The 20,976-nt window shown below is 72.2% G+C and carries 22 protein-coding genes and 1 pseudogene; 9 read left to right on the forward strand and 14 right to left on the reverse strand.

Annotated features, from left to right (window positions below; translation table 11 throughout):
* The first annotated feature begins 1 nt into the window (after position 1).
* Positions 2-511: a DUF1990 domain-containing protein gene (locus BUB75_RS40210; RefSeq protein ID WP_073265397.1), complete on the forward strand. Its 510-nt coding sequence runs from the start codon at positions 2-4 to the stop codon at positions 509-511.
* Here BUB75_RS40210 and BUB75_RS40215 read toward each other — a convergent pair.
* The gene (locus BUB75_RS40215; protein WP_073265399.1) at positions 486-788 is read right to left on the reverse strand and encodes a DUF1905 domain-containing protein; all 303 of its coding nucleotides are present in this window, start codon (positions 786-788) and stop codon (positions 486-488) included. The two genes, BUB75_RS40210 and BUB75_RS40215, sit on opposite strands and share 26 nt — an antisense overlap.
* A 50-nt stretch (positions 789-838) precedes the next feature.
* On the opposite strand from BUB75_RS40215, the gene BUB75_RS40220 reads away from it, so the two are divergent.
* A complete protein-coding gene (locus BUB75_RS40220) occupies positions 839-1,855 on the forward strand; it encodes a TIGR03617 family F420-dependent LLM class oxidoreductase (RefSeq protein ID WP_084742336.1) in 1,017 nt (338 codons plus the stop codon).
* Between the two features lie 309 nt (positions 1,856-2,164).
* Here the strand turns inward: BUB75_RS40220 and BUB75_RS48335 are convergent, their stop codons facing one another.
* Positions 2,165-4,336, reverse strand: a complete 2,172-nt coding sequence (locus BUB75_RS48335) for a mannosyltransferase YkcB-related protein (RefSeq protein ID WP_073265401.1) — start codon at positions 4,334-4,336, stop codon at positions 2,165-2,167.
* Positions 4,333-5,685 carry a dolichyl-phosphate beta-glucosyltransferase gene (locus BUB75_RS40230; RefSeq protein ID WP_084742339.1) on the reverse strand — a complete coding sequence of 451 codons (1,353 nt, stop codon included), beginning with the start codon at positions 5,683-5,685 and terminating at the stop codon, positions 4,333-4,335. Before BUB75_RS40230 ends, BUB75_RS48335 begins: the two co-directional genes overlap by 4 nt.
* Positions 5,686-5,840: 155 nt before the next feature.
* Between BUB75_RS40230 and BUB75_RS40235 the strand changes: the two genes are divergently transcribed.
* The 5 genes from BUB75_RS40235 (at position 5,841) to BUB75_RS40255 (ending at position 9,840) form a co-directional block, all read left to right on the forward strand.
* Positions 5,841-6,722, forward strand: coding sequence for an ABC transporter ATP-binding protein (locus tag BUB75_RS40235; protein WP_073265403.1), 882 nt, complete (start codon positions 5,841-5,843; stop codon positions 6,720-6,722).
* A complete protein-coding gene (locus BUB75_RS40240; RefSeq protein WP_073265405.1) occupies positions 6,719-7,378 on the forward strand; it encodes a hypothetical protein in 660 nt (219 codons plus the stop codon). Before BUB75_RS40235 ends, BUB75_RS40240 begins: the two co-directional genes overlap by 4 nt.
* Positions 7,348-8,028, forward strand: a complete 681-nt coding sequence (locus tag BUB75_RS40245) for a hypothetical protein (protein WP_143175718.1) — start codon at positions 7,348-7,350, stop codon at positions 8,026-8,028. Before BUB75_RS40240 ends, BUB75_RS40245 begins: the two co-directional genes overlap by 31 nt.
* Positions 8,025-8,417, forward strand: a complete 393-nt coding sequence (locus BUB75_RS40250; RefSeq protein WP_073265409.1) for a GntR family transcriptional regulator — start codon at positions 8,025-8,027, stop codon at positions 8,415-8,417. Before BUB75_RS40245 ends, BUB75_RS40250 begins: the two co-directional genes overlap by 4 nt.
* Positions 8,418-8,598: 181 nt before the next feature.
* Positions 8,599-9,840 (forward strand): right-handed parallel beta-helix repeat-containing protein, encoded by a 1,242-nt coding sequence (locus tag BUB75_RS40255; protein WP_073265411.1) that lies wholly within the window; start codon positions 8,599-8,601, stop codon positions 9,838-9,840.
* Between the two features lie 66 nt (positions 9,841-9,906).
* On the opposite strand, the gene BUB75_RS40260 is transcribed toward BUB75_RS40255, so the two are convergent.
* The 5 genes from BUB75_RS40260 to wrbA form a co-directional block, all read right to left on the reverse strand.
* Positions 9,907-10,890, reverse strand: a complete 984-nt coding sequence (locus BUB75_RS40260; protein ID WP_073265413.1) for an LLM class flavin-dependent oxidoreductase — start codon at positions 10,888-10,890, stop codon at positions 9,907-9,909.
* A gap of 136 nt (positions 10,891-11,026) precedes the next feature.
* Positions 11,027-11,443 (reverse strand): HIT family protein, encoded by a 417-nt coding sequence (locus BUB75_RS40265; RefSeq protein ID WP_073265415.1) that lies wholly within the window; start codon positions 11,441-11,443, stop codon positions 11,027-11,029.
* Positions 11,444-11,454: 11 nt separating this feature from the next.
* Positions 11,455-12,057 (reverse strand): acyl-CoA-like ligand-binding transcription factor, encoded by a 603-nt coding sequence (locus BUB75_RS40270; RefSeq protein ID WP_073265418.1) that lies wholly within the window; start codon positions 12,055-12,057, stop codon positions 11,455-11,457.
* Positions 12,041-13,552: an MFS transporter gene (locus tag BUB75_RS40275; protein ID WP_073265420.1), complete on the reverse strand. Its 1,512-nt coding sequence runs from the start codon at positions 13,550-13,552 to the stop codon at positions 12,041-12,043. The genes BUB75_RS40270 and BUB75_RS40275 overlap by 17 nt, the downstream gene beginning before the upstream one ends.
* Before the next feature lie 61 nt (positions 13,553-13,613).
* The gene (gene wrbA / locus BUB75_RS40280) at positions 13,614-14,216 is read right to left on the reverse strand and encodes an NAD(P)H:quinone oxidoreductase (RefSeq protein ID WP_073265423.1); all 603 of its coding nucleotides are present in this window, start codon (positions 14,214-14,216) and stop codon (positions 13,614-13,616) included.
* Between the two features lie 124 nt (positions 14,217-14,340).
* Here wrbA and sigJ point away from each other — a divergent pair, with 124 nt between their 5' ends.
* Positions 14,341-15,219, forward strand: a complete 879-nt coding sequence (gene sigJ, locus BUB75_RS40285) for an RNA polymerase sigma factor SigJ (protein WP_073265425.1) — start codon at positions 14,341-14,343, stop codon at positions 15,217-15,219.
* Here sigJ and lexA read toward each other — a convergent pair.
* Together lexA and BUB75_RS40295 are read right to left on the reverse strand one after the other, a co-directional pair.
* Positions 15,216-15,545: pseudogene (lexA, locus tag BUB75_RS40290) on the reverse strand (transcriptional repressor LexA); the annotation flags it as partial. The gene sigJ and the pseudogene lexA overlap by 4 nt on opposite strands.
* A gap of 86 nt (positions 15,546-15,631) precedes the next feature.
* Positions 15,632-15,967, reverse strand: a complete 336-nt coding sequence (locus BUB75_RS40295) for a YnfA family protein (RefSeq protein ID WP_073265429.1) — start codon at positions 15,965-15,967, stop codon at positions 15,632-15,634.
* Positions 15,968-16,051: 84 nt separating this feature from the next.
* Between BUB75_RS40295 and BUB75_RS40300 the strand changes: the two genes are divergently transcribed.
* Positions 16,052-16,639: a hypothetical protein gene (locus BUB75_RS40300; protein WP_073265431.1), complete on the forward strand. Its 588-nt coding sequence runs from the start codon at positions 16,052-16,054 to the stop codon at positions 16,637-16,639.
* Here BUB75_RS40300 and BUB75_RS40305 read toward each other — a convergent pair.
* From BUB75_RS40305 to BUB75_RS40320, 4 genes are read right to left on the reverse strand one after another with little or no spacing between them, the layout of a single operon-like run.
* Positions 16,599-17,249 carry a TetR/AcrR family transcriptional regulator C-terminal domain-containing protein gene (locus BUB75_RS40305; RefSeq protein WP_073265433.1) on the reverse strand — a complete coding sequence of 217 codons (651 nt, stop codon included), beginning with the start codon at positions 17,247-17,249 and terminating at the stop codon, positions 16,599-16,601. The two genes, BUB75_RS40300 and BUB75_RS40305, sit on opposite strands and share 41 nt — an antisense overlap.
* A 7-nt stretch (positions 17,250-17,256) precedes the next feature.
* Positions 17,257-18,204 carry a nitrilase-related carbon-nitrogen hydrolase gene (locus BUB75_RS40310; RefSeq protein WP_073265435.1) on the reverse strand — a complete coding sequence of 316 codons (948 nt, stop codon included), beginning with the start codon at positions 18,202-18,204 and terminating at the stop codon, positions 17,257-17,259.
* On the reverse strand, positions 18,195-19,259 hold the full coding sequence (locus BUB75_RS40315; RefSeq protein WP_073265437.1) for an agmatine deiminase family protein: 1,065 nt from the start codon (positions 19,257-19,259) through the stop codon (positions 18,195-18,197). Before BUB75_RS40315 ends, BUB75_RS40310 begins: the two co-directional genes overlap by 10 nt.
* Positions 19,256-20,866 carry an amidohydrolase gene (locus BUB75_RS40320; RefSeq protein ID WP_073265439.1) on the reverse strand — a complete coding sequence of 537 codons (1,611 nt, stop codon included), beginning with the start codon at positions 20,864-20,866 and terminating at the stop codon, positions 19,256-19,258. The genes BUB75_RS40315 and BUB75_RS40320 overlap by 4 nt, the downstream gene beginning before the upstream one ends.
* Between the last annotated feature and the right edge of the window lie 110 nt (positions 20,867-20,976).

Consider the following 20,976-nt stretch of genomic DNA (forward strand, 5'->3'; position numbering starts at 1 on the left):
GGTGGCATTCAGCTATCCCGAGGTCGGCGCGGTAGCCCGCGGCGAACGCCCGCCCGGGTACGAGCACTTCGCGCACCGTGCGACGCTCGGCGGCTCCGACCACTTCGCGACCGCGGTGGACGACCTGCTGGCGTGGCGCATGCACAGCCGCTCGGGGGTGGGGGTGACGCCGTCGGCGCCGGAGGCGGCACCGGGCGTGGTGCTCGTCCAGCGGTTCCGGGTGGGCCCGGTGCTGCTGGTCGCGCCGGTGCGCATCCTCGAGGTTCGGGTGGACGCCGACCGGGCCGTCCTGATCTACGGGACGCTCCGCGGGCACCCCGAGCAGGGCGAGGAACAGTTCGTGATCGAGCGTCACGCCGACGGGTCGGTGACGCTCACGATCAGCGGCTTCGTGCGGCCCGCCGCCTGGTACGCCCGCCTGGCCGCGCCGGTGTCCCGCTACGTCCAGCGCTTGATCACCCGCCGGTATCTGCGTGCGCTGCGGGTCAGAGATCCAGGATCTCGACGGTGACCGAGGCGGTGTCGCCGGCCTCGATGCCCTCGGCGGTGCGGACCGCCCGCTTGATCGGCAACACGTACGCCTGACGTTTGCTGTCGGGGAAGATCGACGTCGTCCACGTGCTGCCGCCGAGCGTCGCGCGCACCCGCACCGAGCCGAAGCCGCGCGGCGCGCCCGCCGTCAGCTCCTGGATCTCCTCGGAGCGGTCGCCGGGCAGGCTGACGAACGTCCAGGTTTCGGAACGTCTTGCGTCCCAAATCCAGAGTTCCGCATCGAAGTCCACCTTCACAACGGCAGCATCGCACCACGGTGTGACAGTTCCGGAAGGGGTGACTGCGGATGACGCTCGCGCTCGACGTGATGCTGTCCGATTCGGTGGTGGACGCGGCGGACCGCGCCCGTGCACTCGAACGGGCGGGCGTGGACGGCGTGTTCACGTTCGAGAACTCGCACGACCTGTTCTTTCCCCTGGTCGCGGCGGCGCCCGTGTGCTCGCTCGACCTGATGACGAACGTCGCGATCGCGTTCCCGCGCAGCCCGCTGCACCTGGCGCACGCCGCCTACGACCTGCACCTGCTGTCGCGCGGGCGGTTCCGGCTCGGGCTCGGCTCGCAGGTTCGCGCGCACGTCGAGAAGCGGTACGGGGCTCAGTGGGGGCGGCCGGTGGAGCACATGCGCGAGTGGGTGAGCGCGACGAAGGCGATCCTCGAGAGCTGGCAGAACCGCACCCGCCTGGACTTCCGCGGCGAGTACACCCGGCACACGCTGATGACGCCGACGTTCGACCCGGGGCCCAACCCGTACGGCGTCCCGAAGGTGCTGGTCGGTGCGCTCGGGCCGCGGATGAACCGGATGGCGGCCGAAGTCGCGGACGGTGTGCTGGTGATGCCGTTCAACAGCGGCAAGCACATGAGCGAGCGGACGCTGCCCGCGATCCGGGACGGGCTGGCCGCGGCCGGGCGGAAGCGGGACGACATCGAGATCACCGCCGAGGTGATCGTCGGGGTGGGCCGCACCGACGAGGAACTCGCGGCGGCGCGAGGGGTGCGTGGCCTGCTCGCGTTCTACGGTTCGACTCCCGCGTACCGGGCCGTGCTGGACGTCGAGGGCTGGGGCGACGTGCAGCCCGAGCTGAACGTCCGCTCCAAGCGGGGGGAGTGGGACCGGATGGCCGAGCTGGTCACCGACGAGATGGTCGACACGCTGGCCGTGTGCGGCACGCCGGACCAGGTCGCCGCCGAGATCGTCGCGCGGTACGGGGAGTGCGACCGGGTGTGCGCGTACTTCCCCGGCTACCAAGCGGGCGACGACCTGATCGCCGATCTCGCCGAGGCCCTGAAGAGCGCGTCACACTGAGCGAGCAACCCGGCTCAGCCGCTGAGATCGGACCCAGGGCGAAAATGCGGGATCGGTTTCCAGTGAGTGGACGCGTCTCGCTGGGTGGGACCGCGGGTCCGAAATCCGCTAGCGGCGCGCCCGAGCTTGCCCGCGCGTTCTCTGGGGTGGGCGCCGCTCCTCACCGGATGGATGTGGCCGTTTCCGTGTTGCGCGGAGTGTGGTTGCGGCGGATTCAGTGTCCTGGCACGGAAACCGCCACAACCATGAGGCGAGGTAGTCGGAGCGCGAAGGAGACCCGCGGTTGCGGGCCCCCTTCGGGGTGCGGTGTTACGACTCGGTCGTGCCCGAGCCGGACTGCGTCAGGTCGTAGAGGGTGACGCCGTCGACGGTGGTCGCGGTGAAGTTCTGCTCGACCCACTGGGCGATCTGGCTCGACGTCCCGGTGTCGCCGGAGCCGCCGAAGCCCATGCCGCTACCGGCGATGTAGTAGTGGATCGTGCCCGCCCGGACGTAGGCCTGGAACGCGGCCAGCGTCGGCGTCGGGTCGGTGCCGTTGAAGCCGCCGATCGCCATCACCGGGTCGCCGGTCGCCAGCTGGTATCCGGACGCCGCGTTCGAGCCGACGGTCGCGGCGACCCAGGTGTAGCGGTCGGCGTCCTTGTCGAGCAGCGCGGTGAGCTCGGCGCTCGGCGTGCTGCCGGAGAGGAGGCTGCCGCCGCCGCGGTTGCCACCGCCCATCGAGAACCCGCCCTGCGGCCCGTTCCCCTGCGAGCCGTTGCCCAGCTGCCCGCCGGGCGCTTGCCCGCCGGGAGCCTGCCCACCTGGAGCCTGCCCGCCGGGAGCCTGCCCACCTGGAGCCTGCCCGCCCGGCGCCTGCTGCCCGCCGGGCGCTTGGCCACCTGGGGCCTGGCCGCCGGGCGCCTGCTGGCCGCCGCGGAATTGGCCGCCTCCCTGGCGTCCGCCAAAATTGCCGAAACCACCGCTGGGGCCCGCACTCGGGATCGCACCGGAGTGCGGTTCGGACGCGGTCTGCACGGCGTACGCGGCGGGAGCCGCGACGCCGAGCGCGAGCGCGAGCGCGGCCATCCCGACCGCCACCCGCCGCGCCAGGCGCGGGGTGAACGCGAGCCCGACCGCGACGACCAGCCCACCGACCAGGACGACCCACCGCAGCCACGGCTGCCAGTCGGCGCGGCCGAGCAGCACGAACGCCCAGATCGCGGTGGCGCCCAGGGTGACGGCCAGCACCGCGCGGGCCGCGTCCTCGCCGCGCAGCGTCCACACCGACACCGCACCGATGCCGACCACCGCACCGATCGCCGGCGCGAGCGCCACCGTGTAGTACGGGTGGATGATGCCCTGCATGTAGCTGAAGACCAGTCCGGTGACGACCAGCCAGCCGCCCCAGAGCAGCATCGCCGCCCGGGTCCGGTCGGTGCGGGGCGCACGGGCCGTGAACCCCAGAACGGCCACCAGCAGGATCAGCGCGGCCGGGATCAGCCAGCTCGCCTGGGTGCCGAACTCCGCGTTGAACAGTCGCAGCAAGCCGGTCTCGCCCCAGGATCCGGCGCCACCGCCACCTGGTGTGACGCTGCCGGCTTCGTCGCCGTTGAGCCGGCCCAGGCCGTTGTAGCCGAACATCAGGTCCAGGACGCTGTTGGTCTGCGAGCCGCCGATGTACGGGCGGCTGTCGGCGGGCCACAGCTCCGCGATCAGCACCCACCAGCCGGCGCCCACGATCAAGGCCCCGAGAGCGATCACGAGCTGGACGAGGCGCCGCCGCACCGACGTCGGCGCCACGACCAGGTACACCAGGCCGAGCACCGGCACGATCAGGAACGCCTGCAGCATCTTCGTCAGGAAGCCGACGCCGATCAGCAGCCCGGCCAGCGCGAGCCAGCGGGTGCCTGCCCGCACCGCGGCCTGCTCGATCGCGCGCATCGTCGCGTAGACGGCGCCGATCAGCAGCAGGACGAGCAGCGCGTCCGGGTTGTTGAACCGGAACATCAGCGTGGCGATCGGCGTCAGCGCCAGCACCGCACCGGCGATCAGGCCGGCGACCGGCCCGGACCAGCGCCGCACCGCCAGGTACAGCAGACCGACCGACGCAACGCCTTCCAGCGCCTGCGGCACCAGGATGCTCCAGGCGTTGACGCCGAAGATGCGGGCCGAGATCTCCATGACCCAGAGCGCGGCGGGCGTCTTGTCGACCGTGATGAAGTTCGACGCGTCCGAGGAGCCGAAGAAGAACGCCTTCCAGCTCTCGGTGCCCGCCTGGACGGCCGCCGAGTAGAAGCTGTTCGCCCAGCCGGACGAGCCGAGGTCCCAGAGGTAGAGCACGGCGGTGCCGGCGAGCAGCACGAGCAGCGCGGGACGGATCCAGCGCGGGTCCTCCTCGCGGCCACGGTAGAGCCGGGAGAACCGGCCGGCCGGTTTCGCCGGCGCGCTGTCGAGTACCTCGCCGTCGATCGCGGGCGGAGGTGTGGTCAGAGCGGTCATCGCTGTTCCTGTTTCGGGGACGTACGGCGCGGGTGGAACACCCACGCGCGGAAGAGGAGGAAGCGCAGCACGGTCGCGGCGAGGTTCGCGCAGATCAGGACCGCCAGTTCGACGCCCTTGCCCGGCGAGCTGACCAGCGCGTGCAGCAGCGAGAGCGCCCCGGTGGTGAGCACCAGCCCCAGGCCGAACACGAGCAGCCCTTCGAAGTGCTGCCGCCCCCGGCGACCGGCGCCCCGCACCCCGAACGTCAGCCGCCGGTTCGCGGCGGTGTTCGCGATCGCGGTGGCCAGCAGCGCGAGCAGGTTCGCGGCGAACGCGCCGAGCACGCCCCGGAGCAGCACGTACAGCACCAGGTACGCCAGCGTGCTGGCCACCCCGACGCCGCCGAACCGGATCAGCTGCCGGACCAGTCCACTCTCGACGCCCGGGGCCACCTCGGGAGCGTTGCGGCCGAGCTCGGAGCGCAGAGTGGCCAGCGGTAGCGAGCCGGTCGCCAACCCACGCGCCAGCCGCGCCACCCCGCGCAGGTCGGCGACCGCGGTGGCGACGATGTCGACCCGGCTGTCCGGATCGTCCACCCAGTCGACCGGCACCTCGTGGATCCGCAGCCCGGCCCGCTCGGCCAGCACCAGCATCTCGGTGTCGAAGAACCAGCCGGTGTCCTCCACCAGCGGCAGCAGCCGCTCGGCCACGTCACGCCGGATCGCCTTGAACCCGCACTGCGCGTCGGAGAAGCCCGCTTGCAGCGTGCCGCGCAGGATCAGGTTGTAGCACCGGGAGATGACCTCGCGTTTCGCGCCGCGCACCACCCGGGACGCGCGGGACAGCCGGGTGCCTATCGCCAGGTCGGAGTGGCCGGAGATCAGCGGCGCCACCAGCGGCAACAGCGCCGCCAGATCGGTGGACAGGTCGACGTCCATATAGGCGAGGATCGGAGCGTCGGAGCCGGACCAGACCGCCTTCAGCGCCCGGCCGCGACCCTTCTGCGGCAGGTGCGCGACGGCCACGCCGGGGAGCTGACCGGTCAGCCGGCGGGCGATCGCGTAGGTGCCGTCGGTGCTGGCGTTGTCGGCGATCGTGATCCGGAACGGGTAGGGGAACGTCGCGGTGAGGTGGGCGTGCAGCCGCCGCACCGATCCTTCGATGTCCTTCTCCTCGTTGTAGACCGGGATCACCACGTCGAGCACGGCCCGGCCGGCCGCGGCCGCGGCCCGCACGGCGTCACCTGGGTCGGTCGCGGAGCGGGGCGCCTCCGTCGTTTCTGCGGACGCCGGGCCGGGGGCCACCGCGGCGACGGCTCCACCGGGATTCGCGTCGGGGTTCTCCCCGTCGAGGGTCGCGATCGTCATGCCCTGACCTTCGACGGGAGACCTGTCGACGCGATGGGGGAGAGCTGTAGGCGAGCTGTGAAGGGTGTTCGGTGCAACCAGACTTCTACTATTCCACTAGTACTTTAAGTGCTACGGTCGTAGTAGTTGTCGGGGGCGACTCGAGGAGGCTGCGTATGACCGCGGTGCTCGACGCGACGGGGCTGGGCAAGCGGTACGGCCGCCGTCGGTGGGGCTTACGGAACTGTTCGTTCGCGATACCGCCGGGCCGGGTGGTGGCGCTCGTGGGTGCGAACGGTGCCGGAAAGTCCACGTTGCTCCGGTTGATCGCCGGGCTCACCCGTCCGACCGAGGGCGTCGTCCGGATCGACGGAGTACCGACGCACCGCCGCGAGGCACTCGCCCGCGTCGCATACGTCGGGCAGACCAAGCCGCTCTACGACGGCTTCACGGTCGCGGAGATGATCCGGTTCGGGGCGGTCACGAACCCGGCGTTCGACCAGCCCGGCACCGCCGATCGGCTCCGCGACCTGGGGATACCGCTGGAGCGCTCGGTCGGCCGCCTGTCCGGCGGTCAGCGCACCCAGGTGGCGATCGCGCTGGCGCTCGGCAAACGCGCGGACGTCGTCCTGCTCGACGAGCCGATGGCCGACCTCGATCCGCTGGCGCGCCCGGCGCTGCTCGGCGAGCTGATGGCGACGGTGGAGGAGCACGGCTGCACGGTCGTGCTCTCCTCGCACGCGCTGACCGAGCTCGCCGACGTGTGCGACTCGCTGCTGCTGGTGAACGACGGGGGGCTCCAGGTCGCGGGGCTGATCGACGACCTGGTGACCGGCCACCGCCTGCTGGTCGGTCCGGTCGAGGCCTACGCGGGCACCGCCGGGGTCGTCTCGGCCCGGACGACCGAGCGCCAGGCGACGGCCCTGGTCCAGTGGCGCGACGAGCCGGTCGACCCGAGGTGGGCCGTGCACCCGGTGACGCTCTCCGACGTCGTCCTCGGCTACCTGCGCAGCCCGGACGCGACGGTCGCGGCGCGTCCGCGCCAGGTGCCGGCATGATCGGGCTCCACCGGCTGGCCTGGCGCAGGCAGCGCTGGGCGGTGTTCGTCGCGCTCCTCGTCGTCGCGTTCTACGTCTGGGGTGCCACCGTCCGGTCGCCGGAGTTCGCCGCACTGGCGTGGCGCGCGGGTTCGTTCGCCGAGCCGTGGTACGTGCTGCCGATCGGTTTCGGCGCGTGCTGGGCCGCGCCGCTGCTGGCCCGTGAGCAACAGCGCCGCACGGTCGACCTGGCCTATACGCAGTCGGTGTCGCGGGCCGGCTGGCTGCTGACCTGGATCGCGCCGGTCCTGATCGTCGCGGCCGTCGCGACCACGTCCGTGTACGTGGCCTTCGCCTACGTGATCGAACCGGGGGTGTACTCGGCGTGGGGCATCGTCACGCCCGAGGACATTCCGTTCGCCGTCGGAATGGTCCTGTTGGCGGTGGCGGTGGGGCTCTTCGCCGGTGCGGTGTTCGGCCGGACGGTACCGGCGGTGGCCGCGGCCGTGGCCGGCATCCTGGCGGTGCCGTACCCGCTGAGGATCGTGGCCGTGCTGATGGCCGCTACGGAGACCGACACGTTTCCCTGGTACGTCGTGCTGGACACCTACCTCGCGGCGGCGGTACTGCTGGCCGGGACGGCCTGGTGGATGATCCGACGGGTGCCGCGGTCATGAGCGGGCTGGCGTGGTTCACCTGGCGGCAGCAGCGGTCGATCGTGGTCGCCGGGCTCGCCGTGGTCGCCGGCATCGCGCTGGCGGGGTACATCGAGACCCATCTGACGTTCCACCTCCTGGCGGCCAGCAACACCCGGGCGCTGGCCGCGTTCCTGCCGGCGGCGCTGGGAGTGTTCTGGGGCGCGCCGCTGCTGGCCCGGCCGCTGGAGAACCACACCGCGGATCTGATCTGGACGCAGACCGTGCCCCGGGTGCGGTGGTTCGCTGCGGCGCTGGTGGGGCTGGGGGTCGCCACGATCGGCGTCGCCCTGGCCGTGCGCGCGATCCTGTCGGCAGTGCTGGCCGACCGCTTCGACGGCCACTACACCCACGACGTGGTGTCGGTGGCCGCGATCGGGTACGCGTGTTTCGCGGTCGCGCTCGGCGTGTTCGCCGGTGCGGCGATCGGGCGGGTGGAGCCGGCGATGGTGGTCACGCTGCTGGTCTACGCGGTCGTGCGGTTCGCCGGGGGCGAAGTGCGGTGGCGGGAACCGGACTGGTGGCACCGGGACGACCTGCCGTGGATCGAGCTCGCGGCCTACGGCGGGCTCGCGGCCGCGCTGATCGCCGGTGCGTTTGTCGTCGTGGCGCGGAGAGGAACGGGCCGATGATCGAGTTCCGGCTGGACCGGGCGTCCGGCGTGACCACGTATCTGCAACTCGTCCAGCAGGTCAAGGACGCGCTCCGGCTGGGCGTGCTGGAGGCGGGCGACCAGCTGCCGACCGCGAGGGCCGTGGTCGCGGCGCTGGCGATCAACCCGAACACCGTCCACAAGGCCTACCGCGAGCTGGAACGCGAGGGCCTGGTCGAGTCCCGGCAGGGCCAGGGCACGTTCGTCACCCGCTCGCTGGCGTCCCCCGCCCTGGACGCGCATCCCGACCTGCGCCGCTCGCTGGTCGGGTGGCTCACCGACGCGCACACGGCCGGTCTCGACCGGGACGCCGTCAACGCACTGTTCACCAGCGCGATGCGGGAGGTTTTCGCCGAACAGGTCGCTTGACTCCGCGCGCTGGGGACCCCATGAAAGGATCGGGGTCCGGGCGTAGGGGAGGTTCATGAACTCTTTTCAACCCCACGTATCTCCGCAGTCCGAGCGGCGTCCGCAGGGGTCGGTCGAAAAGAATTCAACGGCGGAGGCTCGCTCAGGCCGGCGTCGACGGGTCTGGTGGGGGGTAGCGGCGGTGGTCGCTGCGGCTGCCGTCGGGCTCACCGCGACCGTCACCCAGACCGGTTCGGACAGCGGCGACGGCCGTCGGAGCGGCCCGATCAGCGACCGCGGCGACGCGCACACGCTCACCGTCGGCCCCGAGGGGGAGTACGAGACGATCCAGGCCGCCGTCGACGACGCCGGTCCCGGCGACACCGTCCGCATCGCCGGCGGCACGTATCACGAGGTCGTGCACCTGACCCGGGGCGGTCGGCCGGGTGCCTACCTGACGATCACCGCGAAGCCGGGAGAGAAGGTCGTCCTCGACGGCGAGGGGTCGCTGCCGGGCACCTCGTCGGAGACCCGCGGGCTGATCACGCTCGACCAGCAGCAGTACGTCCGGATCTCCGGCCTCACCGTGACCCGGTCGCAGCGGCACGGCATCTACGCCGGCCACGCGAGCCATGTCGTGGTGGAGAACAGCGAGGTCTCGTACGCGCAGGACGGCGGCATCCTGATCGGCGACGGCGCCGACCTGATCGTCACCGGCAACCGCGTCCACCACAACAACGCGGCAGCCGAGGGGGGTGACATCGACCGCGCCGCGAACGAGGGCATCACGCTGTACCAGGCGACGAACTTCCGGATCCAGGGCAACGTCGTCCACGAGAACTTCGAGGAAGGGATCGACGTCAAGAACGACACGACGGACGGGACGATCCAGGACAACCGGGTCTACGCGAATAACGGGCCGAACATCTACATCGACGGCGCGAGCGACGTCCAGGTGTTCAACAATGACGTGTACGACGCGAAGGGACCGACGAAGTCGGGCATCGGGCTCGCGGTCGAGTCGGGTGGCACCGCCCGGAACGTCCAGATCTTCAACAACCTGCTGCACGGAAACCCAGGCGGCGGCGTGGACTTCTGGGTCGGTGGTTACACGAACGTCGCGATCTACAACAACACGATCTACCGCAACGGCCGGGCCGCGATCCGGGTCGACAACGGCACGGTGAGCAACTCCGTCGCGACGAACAACATCGTGTACGGCAACCCGCTGTACGACGTCCCCGGCATCACGATGAGCAACAACCTGACGTCGGATCCGGAGTTCGTCGACCTCGCCGCCGGAGACGTTCGGCTCAAGGAGAGCTCGCCCGCGATCGACGCGGCGACGCCGGCGCGGGCGCCGGCGTTCGACGTCACCGGCGCCGCGCGTCCGGTCGGCGCCGGGCCCGACCTCGGCGCGTACGAGTTCGGCGCTACGCGCTGATCCCCGCCTCTACGCGTTGATCCCGGCCTTATGCGTTGATCCCGGCCTTATGCGTTGATCCCGGCCTTATGCGTTGATCCACGCCTTGGCGAGCAGCTCGACCGAGCGGAGGCGGCCCTCGGTGTTCGGCGACTGGTGCGCGGTGATCAGCTCGTCCGCGTCGGCTTCCTCGCGGAAGCCTTCCAGGTAGGTCCGGACGTCACCGGGCGTGCCGACCGCGGAGTAGGTCAGCATCTGGTCGACGTGCTGGGCGGCACCGGACTGCAGCAGCTCGTCGGTCTCGGCGTCGGTGAGGTTCCGGCCCCGGCCGAACAGCGCGCGGGCGCGGAGGCGGCGGGTGAGCTCGAGCTGGCGCCGGGCGTCCTCGTCGGAGTCGGCGGCCAGCACGTTGACCCCGGCGATCACGTACGGCTCGGCCAGTTGCTCGGAGGGCCGGAACTCCCGCCGGTAGACCGCGACCGCCTGGTGCAACGCCTGCGGCGCGAAGTGGGATGCGAACGCGTAGGGCAGTCCGAGAGCCGCGGCGAGCTGGGCGCCGAACAGCGACGAGCCCAGGAGGTAGAGCGGGACGTCCGAACCCTTACCGGGATAGGCGTTGACGCCCGCGACCCGCGTGTTGCCGGTGAGGTACCCCTGCAGCTCCTGGACGTCCTGCGGGAACGAGTCGGCCGACCGCGGATCGCGCCGCAGCGCGTACATCGTGTTCTGGTCGGAGCCCGGCGCGCGGCCGAGGCCCAGGTCGATGCGGCCGGGGTACATCGCGGCGAGCGTGCCGAACTGCTCGGCGATCGTCAGCGGGGCGTGGTTGGGCAGCATGATGCCGCCCGCGCCGAGCCGGATGCGGCTGGTCTGCGCGCCGACGTGCGAGATCAGGACGCTGGTCGCCGACGACATGATCGACGGCATGTTGTGATGCTCGGCGTACCAGACCCGCTGGTAGCCGTGCTCCTCCGCGGTCCGGGCCAGCGCGACGCTCGCGGCGATCGCGGCGGTGGCGGACTCGCCGGCAGCGACCGGGGCCAGGTCGAGGATCGAGAGCGGGACGGGCATGGCCGGTTACCTCCGGGGTCGTACGAGTCGGGCGCTGACGCGGCGGCGATGCGTCGCCGGCACATTCGGTACAACGCCGTCGGCGCCGTCGGTAATACCCGTCCGGCTCCGTCTCACGGTCCGCGTGTGACGTGGCTCAATCGGGTAGAGCCTGGCGGATCTGCTCTGCGGTCATGTCCAGCTCCGAGCGGGCCGGGAAGCGCCACTGCGCGTCGAGGCGGAAGCCGTCGCCGGCGAAGCGCGGGACGACGTGCAGGTGGACGTGGAAGACCTCCTGGCCGGCCGGCTCCCCGTCGGCCAGGAACAGGTTGACGCCGTCGCAGCGCACGCCGGAGCCGCGGAGCGCCCCGGCGAGCCGCTGGGCCGTGCCCCAGATCGCCGGGCCGAGCTCGGTCGGGAGGTCGGACAGCCCGACGGCGTGCCGACGCGGGATGACGAGCAGGTGCCCCGGGGTCACCGGGCGGATGTCGAGGAACGCGAGCACGTCGTCGTCGGCGTGGACGAGGCTCGCCGGGCTCTCCCCGCGCACGATCGCGCAGAACACGCAGTCCATGGTCGTCCTTCCTACCGCGTCAGGCCGTGCTCCAGGTGGCCGAGGGCCGCGTCGACGATCGTCGGGAGGTCATTGTCGGGGTCGTCGGCCCACGCGTCGAGCGCGGCGATCAGCGCGCCCATCACCGCACCGGCCGTGGCGCGGACCGCGAGATCGGTGTGCTCCCGGCCGGTGCGCTCGGCGAACGCCTCCGCGATCAGGCGCATGGTCTGCGTCATCTGGTCGAGCATCGCCGCCCGCAGTGCGGGCTCCGCGATGACGAGCCTCAGTCGCTCGCGCATCTCGTCCGACTGCTCGGGGGTGAGCGTGTCGAAGTGAGCGCGGAGCGCGCGCCGGACCGCCTCCACCGGTGACGATTCGGCTGGTTGCCGCAGGAGCGTCTTGACGATCACCGGGTCGAAGTCGTCCTGCAGGACGACGTCCTCCTTGGTGGGGAAGTACCGGAAGAACGTCGTCTCCGACACCTCGGCCGCGGTGATGATCTGCTCGACGGTCGTGGCCTGATAGCCCTGCGCCCGGAACAGGCGCAGGGCGTGCGTCTGGATCGCGGCGCGCGTGCGGGCCTTCTTCCGCTCGCGGAGGCCGAGCGTGGGGCCCTCAGCCGTGGGCGGCATCCATGTGTTCCCTCCGCGCCGGATGGTCGGTTGTGTCCCTGCGCGGGAGCAACACCGCCGCGGCGATGGCGCCCGCCACCGCGATGGCTGCGGAGACCAGCAGGGACGTCCGGAATCCTGCCACGAACGCGCCGAGCACCGCGTCGTGAACAGCGTCGGATCCCGTCCGGCTCGCCACGTCGAGGCCGTCGGCCAGGCCGCGACGCGCCGCCTCGGTCACCCCGGACGTCTCGAGCCGGTCCTGGTAGACCGCGACGACGATGCTGCCGGAGATCGCCGCGCCGAACGGGCCGCTGGTCTTGTTGAAGGCCTGCACCACGGCCGAGCCCACGCCGCTGTGCTCGGCGTCGAGGCCGGAGAGCGCAGCGGACGTGGCCGCGGTCAGGACCATGCCGGTGCCGACGCCCAGGACGCAGGTCCAGGCGCCGATCCACCACGAGCCCGAGTCGACGTCGGTCGTGGTGCCGAGGAGAAGCCCGGCGGCCAGGACGAGGAAGCCGGCTGCGACCGTCGGCCGCACGCCGGCCGTACGCCCGAGCGGAGCGCTCAGACCGGCGCCCAGGACCGTTCCCGCGATCAGCGGGAGCAGCGAGAGTCCGGAGTGGATCGGCTCTGCGCCGCGCACGTCCTGGAAGAACTGCGGAAGCGTGAACAGCGTGCCGATCATGGCCAGACCGGCGACGGCCACGAGCGCCGACCCGCGGAGGAACGTCGCCGAGCCGAACAGCGCCCGGTCGATCAGCGGACGAGCGGCCCCGCGGCGTTCCCACCCGGCGAATCCGACGAGCGCTACGAGACCGCCACCCAGCAGCGCCAGCGTTCCGGCGTCGTCCCAGCCGTGCTGCCCGGCGCGGATCACGCCGCCGATCGTCAGCACCAGCCCGAGAGCGGACGTGACGGTGCCGAGCGGATCGAGGCCGGGACGCTCGGCCGCCCTCGACTCCGGGATCAGCAGGACGCCGACGCCGAGGGCGACCAGGACGACCGGCACGTTGAGAAGGAACACCCAGCCCCACCAGAAGCGGTCGAGCATCCAGCCGCCGAGCAACGGCCCCAGCAGCAACGAGAGGAAGTTCGCTGCCTGGTAGACGGCGACGGCCCGAGGCCGCTCGGCCGCGGGGAACAGCACGACGAGGGCGGAGAGCGCCATCACCGTGATGCCGGCTCCCGACAGGCCCTGCAGCGCCCGCCCGCCGAGGAAGACACCGACCGACGGCGCGTAGGCGCAGATCGCCGACCCGACGCCGAACCCGACGAGCGACGTCAGCAGGACCTTCTTGCGGCCGAACCGGTCGCCGAGCACGCCGACCGGCAGGACCGCCGCCGCGAGCACGAGCAGATAACCGGACGAGAACCAAACGAGGTCGGACTGGGAGGCGTCGAGTGCGCCGGCGAGCGTCGGCAGCGCGACGGACAGGACCGTGCCGTCGAGCCCGACGACGAGGACACCGAGGTTGAGAGCGGCCAGAGCCCACCATCGGCCGGTCGATTGCATGGGCGTCCTCCTCTTGGGGGTTACTGTCAGATAACAGTAACCTCCACTTTTGGAGGCGGTGTCAAGCGGACGCCTTGAGCGCGGTCGCGGTGTCGACGGCACGCTGCGCCTGGTGCCGTGCGGCGTGCAGGATCACGTCGGTGGGCGGGCCGTCGCCGGCGACGTGGGAGGTGCCGTACGGGTTCCCGGACCGGAACTGGATCGGGTCGGTGTAACCGGGCGGCACGATGATCCCGCCCCAGTGGTAGAACACGTTGCCCAGCGCCAGCAGCGTGCTCTCCTGACCGCCGTGGGCGGTGTTGGACGCGGTGAAGGCCGAGTAGACCTTGCCGGCGAGCGCGCCCTGGAACCAGAGCGGGCCCGTGGTGTCCAGGAACGCCTTGAGCTGGTACGACACGTTGCCGAAGCGGGTGGGCGTCCCGAACAGCACGACGTCGGCCCAGGCCAGGTCGTCGAGCGTGGCCTCGGGGACGTCGGCGGTGTCCTCGAGGTGCTGGACCCACTCCGGCCTGGTGCTGATCGCCTCCGCGGGTGCGAGCTCGGCCACTTTGCGCAGCCGGACGGTCGCGCCCGCCTTCTCCGCGCCCTCGGCGACGGCCCTGGCCAGCGTGTGCACGGTGCCGGTGGCGCTGTAGTAGATGATCGCGGCGTTGACGGGTTGCATGAGAGGTCTCCACATGGCTCGGTGGAACGGTGCACCGGTACGACGAGACGGCGGCGCGAAGTGTGAGGGCCTGACGTTCGGACGCGGTGCTTCGTCGTAGGGAAGAGGACGACGAAGGAGCACGATGACGATCCCGACGAGCGAACGACCCGCGCTGATCAACGTCGCGTACCGGCTCCTCGGCTCGCTGGCCGATGCCGAGGACGCCGTCCAGGAGGCCTACGCCCGCTGGTACGCGCTGACCCCGCATCAGCGGGACGCGATCGCCGCGCCGGCCGCCTGGCTGACGACGGTCGTCGGCCGGATCTGCCTCGACGTGCTCGGGTCCGCGCGGGTGCGGCGGGAGCGTTACGTCGGTGAGTGGATCCCGGAGCCGCTGCCCGATCCCGCGGAGTGGATCGGCGGGACCGACCCGGCCGACCGGGTCACGCTCGACGAGTCGGTGACGATGGCCTTCCTCGTCGTGCTCGACGCGATGACACCGGCCGAACGCGTCGCGTTCGTACTCCACGACGTCTTCCGCTATCCGTTCGCCGACGTCGCCGAGATCGTCGGACGAACCCCCGCGGCCTGCCGCCAGCTGGCCTCCTCCGCCCGCCGCCGCGTCCGTACCGCGCAAACCCCCGCCACCCCGAGCGTCGAGCAGGCCGGCGTCGTCAAGCAGTTCAAAGCCGCCTGGGAAGCCAAGGACATCAACGCGCTGGTCGGCCTGCTCACGCCCGACGCGACCGCGGTCGGCGACGGCGGGGGACGCGCGCACGCGGTGCTCCGCCCGATCGAGGGCGCCGGCGAGATCGCCGGGTTCTTCGCGGGTCGTGCCACGTCCGGCCTGACCTTCCTGGAGCGCACGGTCAACGGTCAGCCGGGTCTGGTGGTCCTCGCGGACGACGTTCCGGTGGCGGTGCTGGCGTTCGACGTCGTCGGCGACCGGATCCGGCACATCTGGGCCGTGCTCAACCCCGAGAAGCTCCGGCCCTGGACGGCGGGGACCACACCGCGCTAGCGCAGGCGGCGCAGAATGCTGACGACCAGGCCCAGGATCGTGGCGTCGTCGGCGTCGACCGGCGGGTAGTGCGGGTTGCGCGGGAGCAGCCGGACGTGGCCGTCGGTCACCTGCAGCACCTTGACCGTGGCCTCGCCGTCGAGCATCGCGGCGACGATCGCGCCGTTGTCGGCGGTCGGCTGCCGCCGCACGACGACGATGTCCCCGTCGCAGATCGCGGCCTCGATCATCGAGTCGCCGCGGACGCGGAGCGTGAAAAAGTCACCGTGCCCCACCAGGCTGGCCGGGAGCGTGAGCGCCTCCTCGAAGTTCTCTTCCGCGGTGAGGAACGGCTGCTGACGCTCAGCCGGCGGGGAAGGTGCCATACCAGCACCCTACGACATTTTCTCGATCGTATGTACTAAGGAAGTGGTCAGCCCTCGCGCGGGACGTACATGATCACCGCGACGCCGACCAGGCAGATCAGCGCGCCGAGCACGTCCCACCGGTCGGGCCGGAACTTGTCGACGACCATGCCCCAGGCCAGGGATCCGGCAACAAAAACGCCGCCGTAGGCAGCCAGGATCCGGCCGAAGTTCGGATCCGGCTGGAACGTCGCGACGAAGCCGTACGCCCCGAGCGCGACGATGCCTGCGGCGATCCAGAGCAGCCCGCGGTGTTCCCGCCAGCCCTGCCAGATCAGCCAGGCTCCGCCGATCTCGGCGAGGGCGGCCAGGGCGAAGAGCACCAGCGAACGCGCAACGGTCACCCCACCATCCTTCCCCAGGAACGATGCGGCCCCGGTTTCGCGGAAAGCTCGTCTCGCGTCGCGGAACGGGTCGATAGTCGGAGGATGCGGTTCCGGAGGCGAGCGGCGCTGCTCGCGGTGCTGGCGGTGGCGGCGACTGCCTGCGACGACGAGGCGCCCCGCGCCGCGCCGTCCCCGTCGCGCGAAACCCCCTCGGCCGGCCCGTTCACCCCGGCCCTGTTACGGCTGCCGCGTGTCGCGCCGGGCGAGCAGTGCCCGACGACGTCCCCGCAGCGCTGGACCAAGCCGTTCGGCGTCGCCACGAACGTGCTCGGCGACGGGCCGCTGTACCCGATCGCCGACTACTTCATGGCCGCCAGCGCAACCCTCGACCTGCGGCCGGACGACCGGACCCCGGGCGGCGCGTACGACAAGAAGGTCCGGTGGCTCGCGGTCGGCTACGTCGGGCCGGTCCTGATCCGTGCCGACCGGATCGACGGCACCGGCTCCGCCAGTGCCCAGTTCAGCTACACCGGCACCCGGCGAGACGGCGGGTACTTCGCCGAGCTGAGCGAACCCGAGAACGACCTGCCTGCGACGACGACGGTCAGCGGCCCCGGCTGCTTCGCGTACCAGATCGACGGGACGTCCTTCAGCACGACGATCGTCTTCCGCGCGGTCCCGGCGGGCTGACCCGCAGCAACTCGGCGAGACCGGCCAGCAGCGCGTGCAGGCCCAGCTCGAACGAGCGCAGCGACCGGTCCCCGGGCTGGGTCCGGGTCACGGCGATCGCGGCCCGCAGCGCGGAGCCCGGATCGCCCGAGTCGGCCCAGACGTCCAGCGGAGCGCTGGCGTCCAGGGCCGACCCCAGGATGAAACAGTCCAGGACGCTGACCGCGTGCAGCAGGTCCTCGTCGGCGAAACCGGCTCGCCGGAGCACCCGCGCGAGCGCCTCGTAGCTGGCCAGGGTCTCCGGCGCCGACACGGTCTGCAGCGTCAGCAGCGGCACCACGTGCGGGTGGCGCGCCATGGCTGCCCGGTAACCGTGCGCCCACTGCTCCGCGTAGTCCCGCCAGTCGAGGTCCTCGTCGAGCGGGCTCGGCCACTCGCCGGTGAGCAGGCCCCGGATCCGCTCGATGATCTCCTCCCGCCCACCGGCGAAGTGGTGGTAGATCGACGAGACGCTCACGTTCAGACCGGACGCGAGCTTCGGCAGCGTCAGCGTTCCCGACTCGTCGAGCTGGGCGAGCGCCGCGATCGCGATCTGGTCGCGGGAGAGCAGGGGGACGCTCGGGCGGGGCACGGTCCGGTCAGCTCCTCGGGGCGGTCAGCGCGCGGTAGGTCTCCGGACGCCGAGTCTCCAGGAACGGGAAGAGCGTGAGCCAGTCGCGCCGCTGGTCGAGGTCGAGCCGCGCGACCAGGACGGCGTCCCCGGCCCGGGGCGCTTCGGCCAGGATGCGGCCGTACGGATCGGAGATGAACGACGAGCCGTAGAAGCTGACCAGGCCCTCGTCGCCCCAGCGGTTCGGCACGACCATGAACGTGCCGTTGGTGATCCCGTGGCCGACGATGACGTGCCGCCAGAGCGGCGCGGTGTCGAAGTCCGGGTGGTCGGGCTCGGAGCCGATCGCGGTCGGGTAGGCCAGCACGTCGGCGCCCTGCAACGCGTACGCCCGGGCCACCTCGGGGAACCACTCGTCCCAGCACGTCGGCAGGCCGATGCGGGCGCCGTTCACGTCGATCGGCGCGTACGCGTCCGCGTCGTCCGGGCCGGGCCGGAAGTAGAGGTCCTCGTAGTACCCGGCGGTCTTCGGGATGTGGGTCTTGCGGCGGCGGCCGAGCAGCGAGCCGTCCGGGGCGACCAGGATCGCGGTGTTGTAGCCCAGCCCGTCGTCGTAGCCCAGCCCGTCGTCGCCGGGGGAGCGCTCGAACAGCGACGCGTGCACCGCGACACCGGCCTCCTTGGCGGTCTCCGCGGCGAACGCGCGGGTCGGCCCGGTCTCCAGATCCTCGGCGGTCGCGGTGGCGTCACCCTCGGGCCGGGTGTCGGCCGGGTACCGGGACAGCGTGAGCTCCGGCAGGAAAACGACCTCCGCGCCGGCCGCGGCGGCGACCAGCACCCCTTCCCGCAGGACGGCCCGGTGCTCGGCGGCGTCGGCGTGCCAGCGGGTCTGGACCAGGCCGACCGGCAGCGGCGCGCGCTCGGGCGCGCTCACGCGCGCGGGGGATTCGGTGGGTGCGGCGACGATCAGGTCCATCGAACTTCTCCTGACGAGGGGCGGACGGCAGGCTGCTGCTGGGTGATGCAGTGGACGCCGCCGCCGAAGCGGAAGATGTCGCGGGCGTCCACGAGCACGACGCGCCGGTCGGGGTAGGCGCGGGCCAGGACGTCGGCGGCCACGGCGTCGTGCGGGTCGTCGAACGCGCAGAGCGCGACGACGCGGTTGGCGACGTAGTGGTTGACGTAGGAGTAGTCGACCAGGCGTCCGCCGACCTCGGCAACCGTCGGCGCGGGCAGCTCCAGCACCTCCAGGCGCCTGCCGCGGGCGTCGACGGCCGTGCGGAGGATCTCGGTGACCTCGGCGGTGACCTCGTGGTCGGGGTGCCCGGGGTCGGCCTGGGTGTGCACGACGACGGTGCCGGGCCGGGTGAACGCGGCGACGATGTCGACGTGGCCGCGGGTGCCGAACTCGCCGTAGTCGGCGGTCAGCCCGCGGGGTAACCAGATCGCGGTGCTCGTGCCGAGACGCGCGTGGATCTCGGCTTCGACGTCCGCGCGGGTCCAGCCGGGGTTGCGGGCCGGGTCGAGCTGGACGGTGTCGGTGAGCAGGACCGTGCCGTCGCCGTCGACGTGGAACCCGCCGCCCTCCTGGGTCAGCGGTGACCGGTCGAGCGGCGCGCCCACCAGACCGGCGACCCGCGAGGCGACCCGCGCGTCGTGCTCCCAGGTGGCCCACGGCTGAGCGCCCCAGCCGTTGAAGCGCCAGCTCACCGCGCGCAGCTCGCCTCCCGCGCGCAACTCGGGCCCGGAGCGGACGAACGTCGGGCCGCTGTCCCGCAGCCAGGCGTCGTCCAGGTCGGCCTCGAGGATCTTGACCACGCCGCCGAGCAACTCCTCGGCGGCGTCCCGGTCGGCGGGCGAGACGAGCAGGTGTACCGGCTCCGATTCGGCGATCACCCGCGCCACCGCACTCCAGGCCCGGCGCGCGGCGTCCAGCGTCGGGCTGCCGTCCTCGCCCACGGTCGCATTGGGAGTCGGGAACGCCATCCAGGTCGCGTCGTGCGGCGCCCACTCGGCGGGCATCAGCGTCATGCCGGCACCTCCTCGGCGCGGTGGACGACGTCCCCGTCGACGACGGTCAGCAGCACCGGCGCCTGCGCGAACTCGTCCGGGGGTGCGGTTAGCGGGTCGAGGCCGAAGGCCGTCAGGTCCGCGGCGAAGCCGGGGCGGAGCCGGCCGGTACGGTCGCCGAGACCCGCAGCGGTGGCGGCCTCGGTCGTGAAGCCTTCGAGCGCCATCCGCGCGGTCAGCGCCTGCCCGGGCAACACCGGGGCGACGTCGCCGCGGCCGGCGGGGCGGCGGAGCTGCGCGTCGGCGAGGATCGCTCGCGGGTCGAACGGCGCGATCGGCCAGTCCGAGCCGAGCGCGAGGCGGGCGCCCTGTTCGCGCAGGTCCCGGCAGCGGAACGCGCGCCCGGCCCGCTCGGAGCCGAGCCGCTCGGACCAGTTGTCGCTCTGGTCGGCGCGGGTGTAGTGGGTGCAGTGCGTCGGCTGCATGCTCGCGGTGACGTCGAGCCGACGGAATCGCGGCAGGAGGTCGGCCGGCATCGCCTCCAGGTGCTCGATCCGGTGCGGCACCGGCGTTCGCGGGGCGCCGGTGAGCGTGTCGAGCACGTGTGCGATCCCGGCGTCCCCGATCGCGTGGGTCACGGTCGGGACGCCGTGCGCGGCCAGGTGGTGGACGGCTGCGGTGTACTCGGCCGGGTCGGGCCAGAACGGGGCGACCGACTCGCCGTGTGTGTCCGGTTCGGTCAGCCACGCGGTGCCGCCGTCGATCGTCCCGTCGATCATGAATTTTGCGCCGTCGACGCGCCAGCGGCGTCCGCATAGCCGTTGTTGTTCGAGGACGCGAGCCAGATCGGCCGCGGACGTGGCAGGCATGACAAACGGCGCGAAGCGCCAGCGCATCGGGAGCGAACCGGCGTCCTCCAGCGCGCGGAACAGGTCGAGCGCATCACCCTCGAAGTCCATCGCGTTCGCGGCGGTGTAACCGGACGCGGCCATCCGCCGCAGCAGGTCGCTCAGGCGCTGCTGCCGGTCGGCCGGGTCGTCGGCGGGCAGCAGTGCCCGCACCAGCTCCATCGCGTCGAGTTCGAGCAGGTGCCCGGTCGGGTGCCCGGCCGCGTCGCAGACGACGCTCGCGCCGGAGCCGAACGTGCGCGGTCCGGTGATCCCGGCCAGCTCCAGGGCGCGGGGGCTGACCAGCGCGGAGTGGGCGTCGAACAGGGTCAGGTAGGCGGGGACGTCCGGTCCGAGGGCCGCCACCAGCGGCGCGGACGTGATCGGCGCGCCGCCGAACGTGTTCGGGTCGAGCCCCCAGCCGGTGACCCAGCCGGTCCGGGGCGCCGTGCGAAGTGCGCGGACCAGCTCGTCGATCGTGGACACCGCGGACAGGTCGACGCCGCGGGACAGGTCCAGGCCCAGAACCGGGTGGGAGTGGCCGTCGACGAGGCCCGGCGTGAGCGTGGCGGCGCCGAGTTCGACGATCTCGGTGTGGTTGCCGCGCCAGTCCCGCACGTCCGCGCGGGTACCGAGCGCGCTGATCACGCCGCCGGTGACGGCCAGCGCGGTGTGGTCCGGGCCTGCCGCGTCCAGCGGATGGATGCGGTCGGCGAGGACGACCAGGTCGGGGGCGTTCACGCGGCCTCCGCGCGGGTGCGGGCGCCGCCGATCCGGGCGGTGGTGGGCACGGTGCCGGAGTGCGTCGTGGTGCCGGTCCGACCGGTGATCGCCATGTGCACTCCTGAGCA

Source organism: Cryptosporangium aurantiacum (assembly GCF_900143005.1).
Lineage (GTDB): Bacteria > Actinomycetota > Actinomycetes > Mycobacteriales > Cryptosporangiaceae > Cryptosporangium > Cryptosporangium aurantiacum.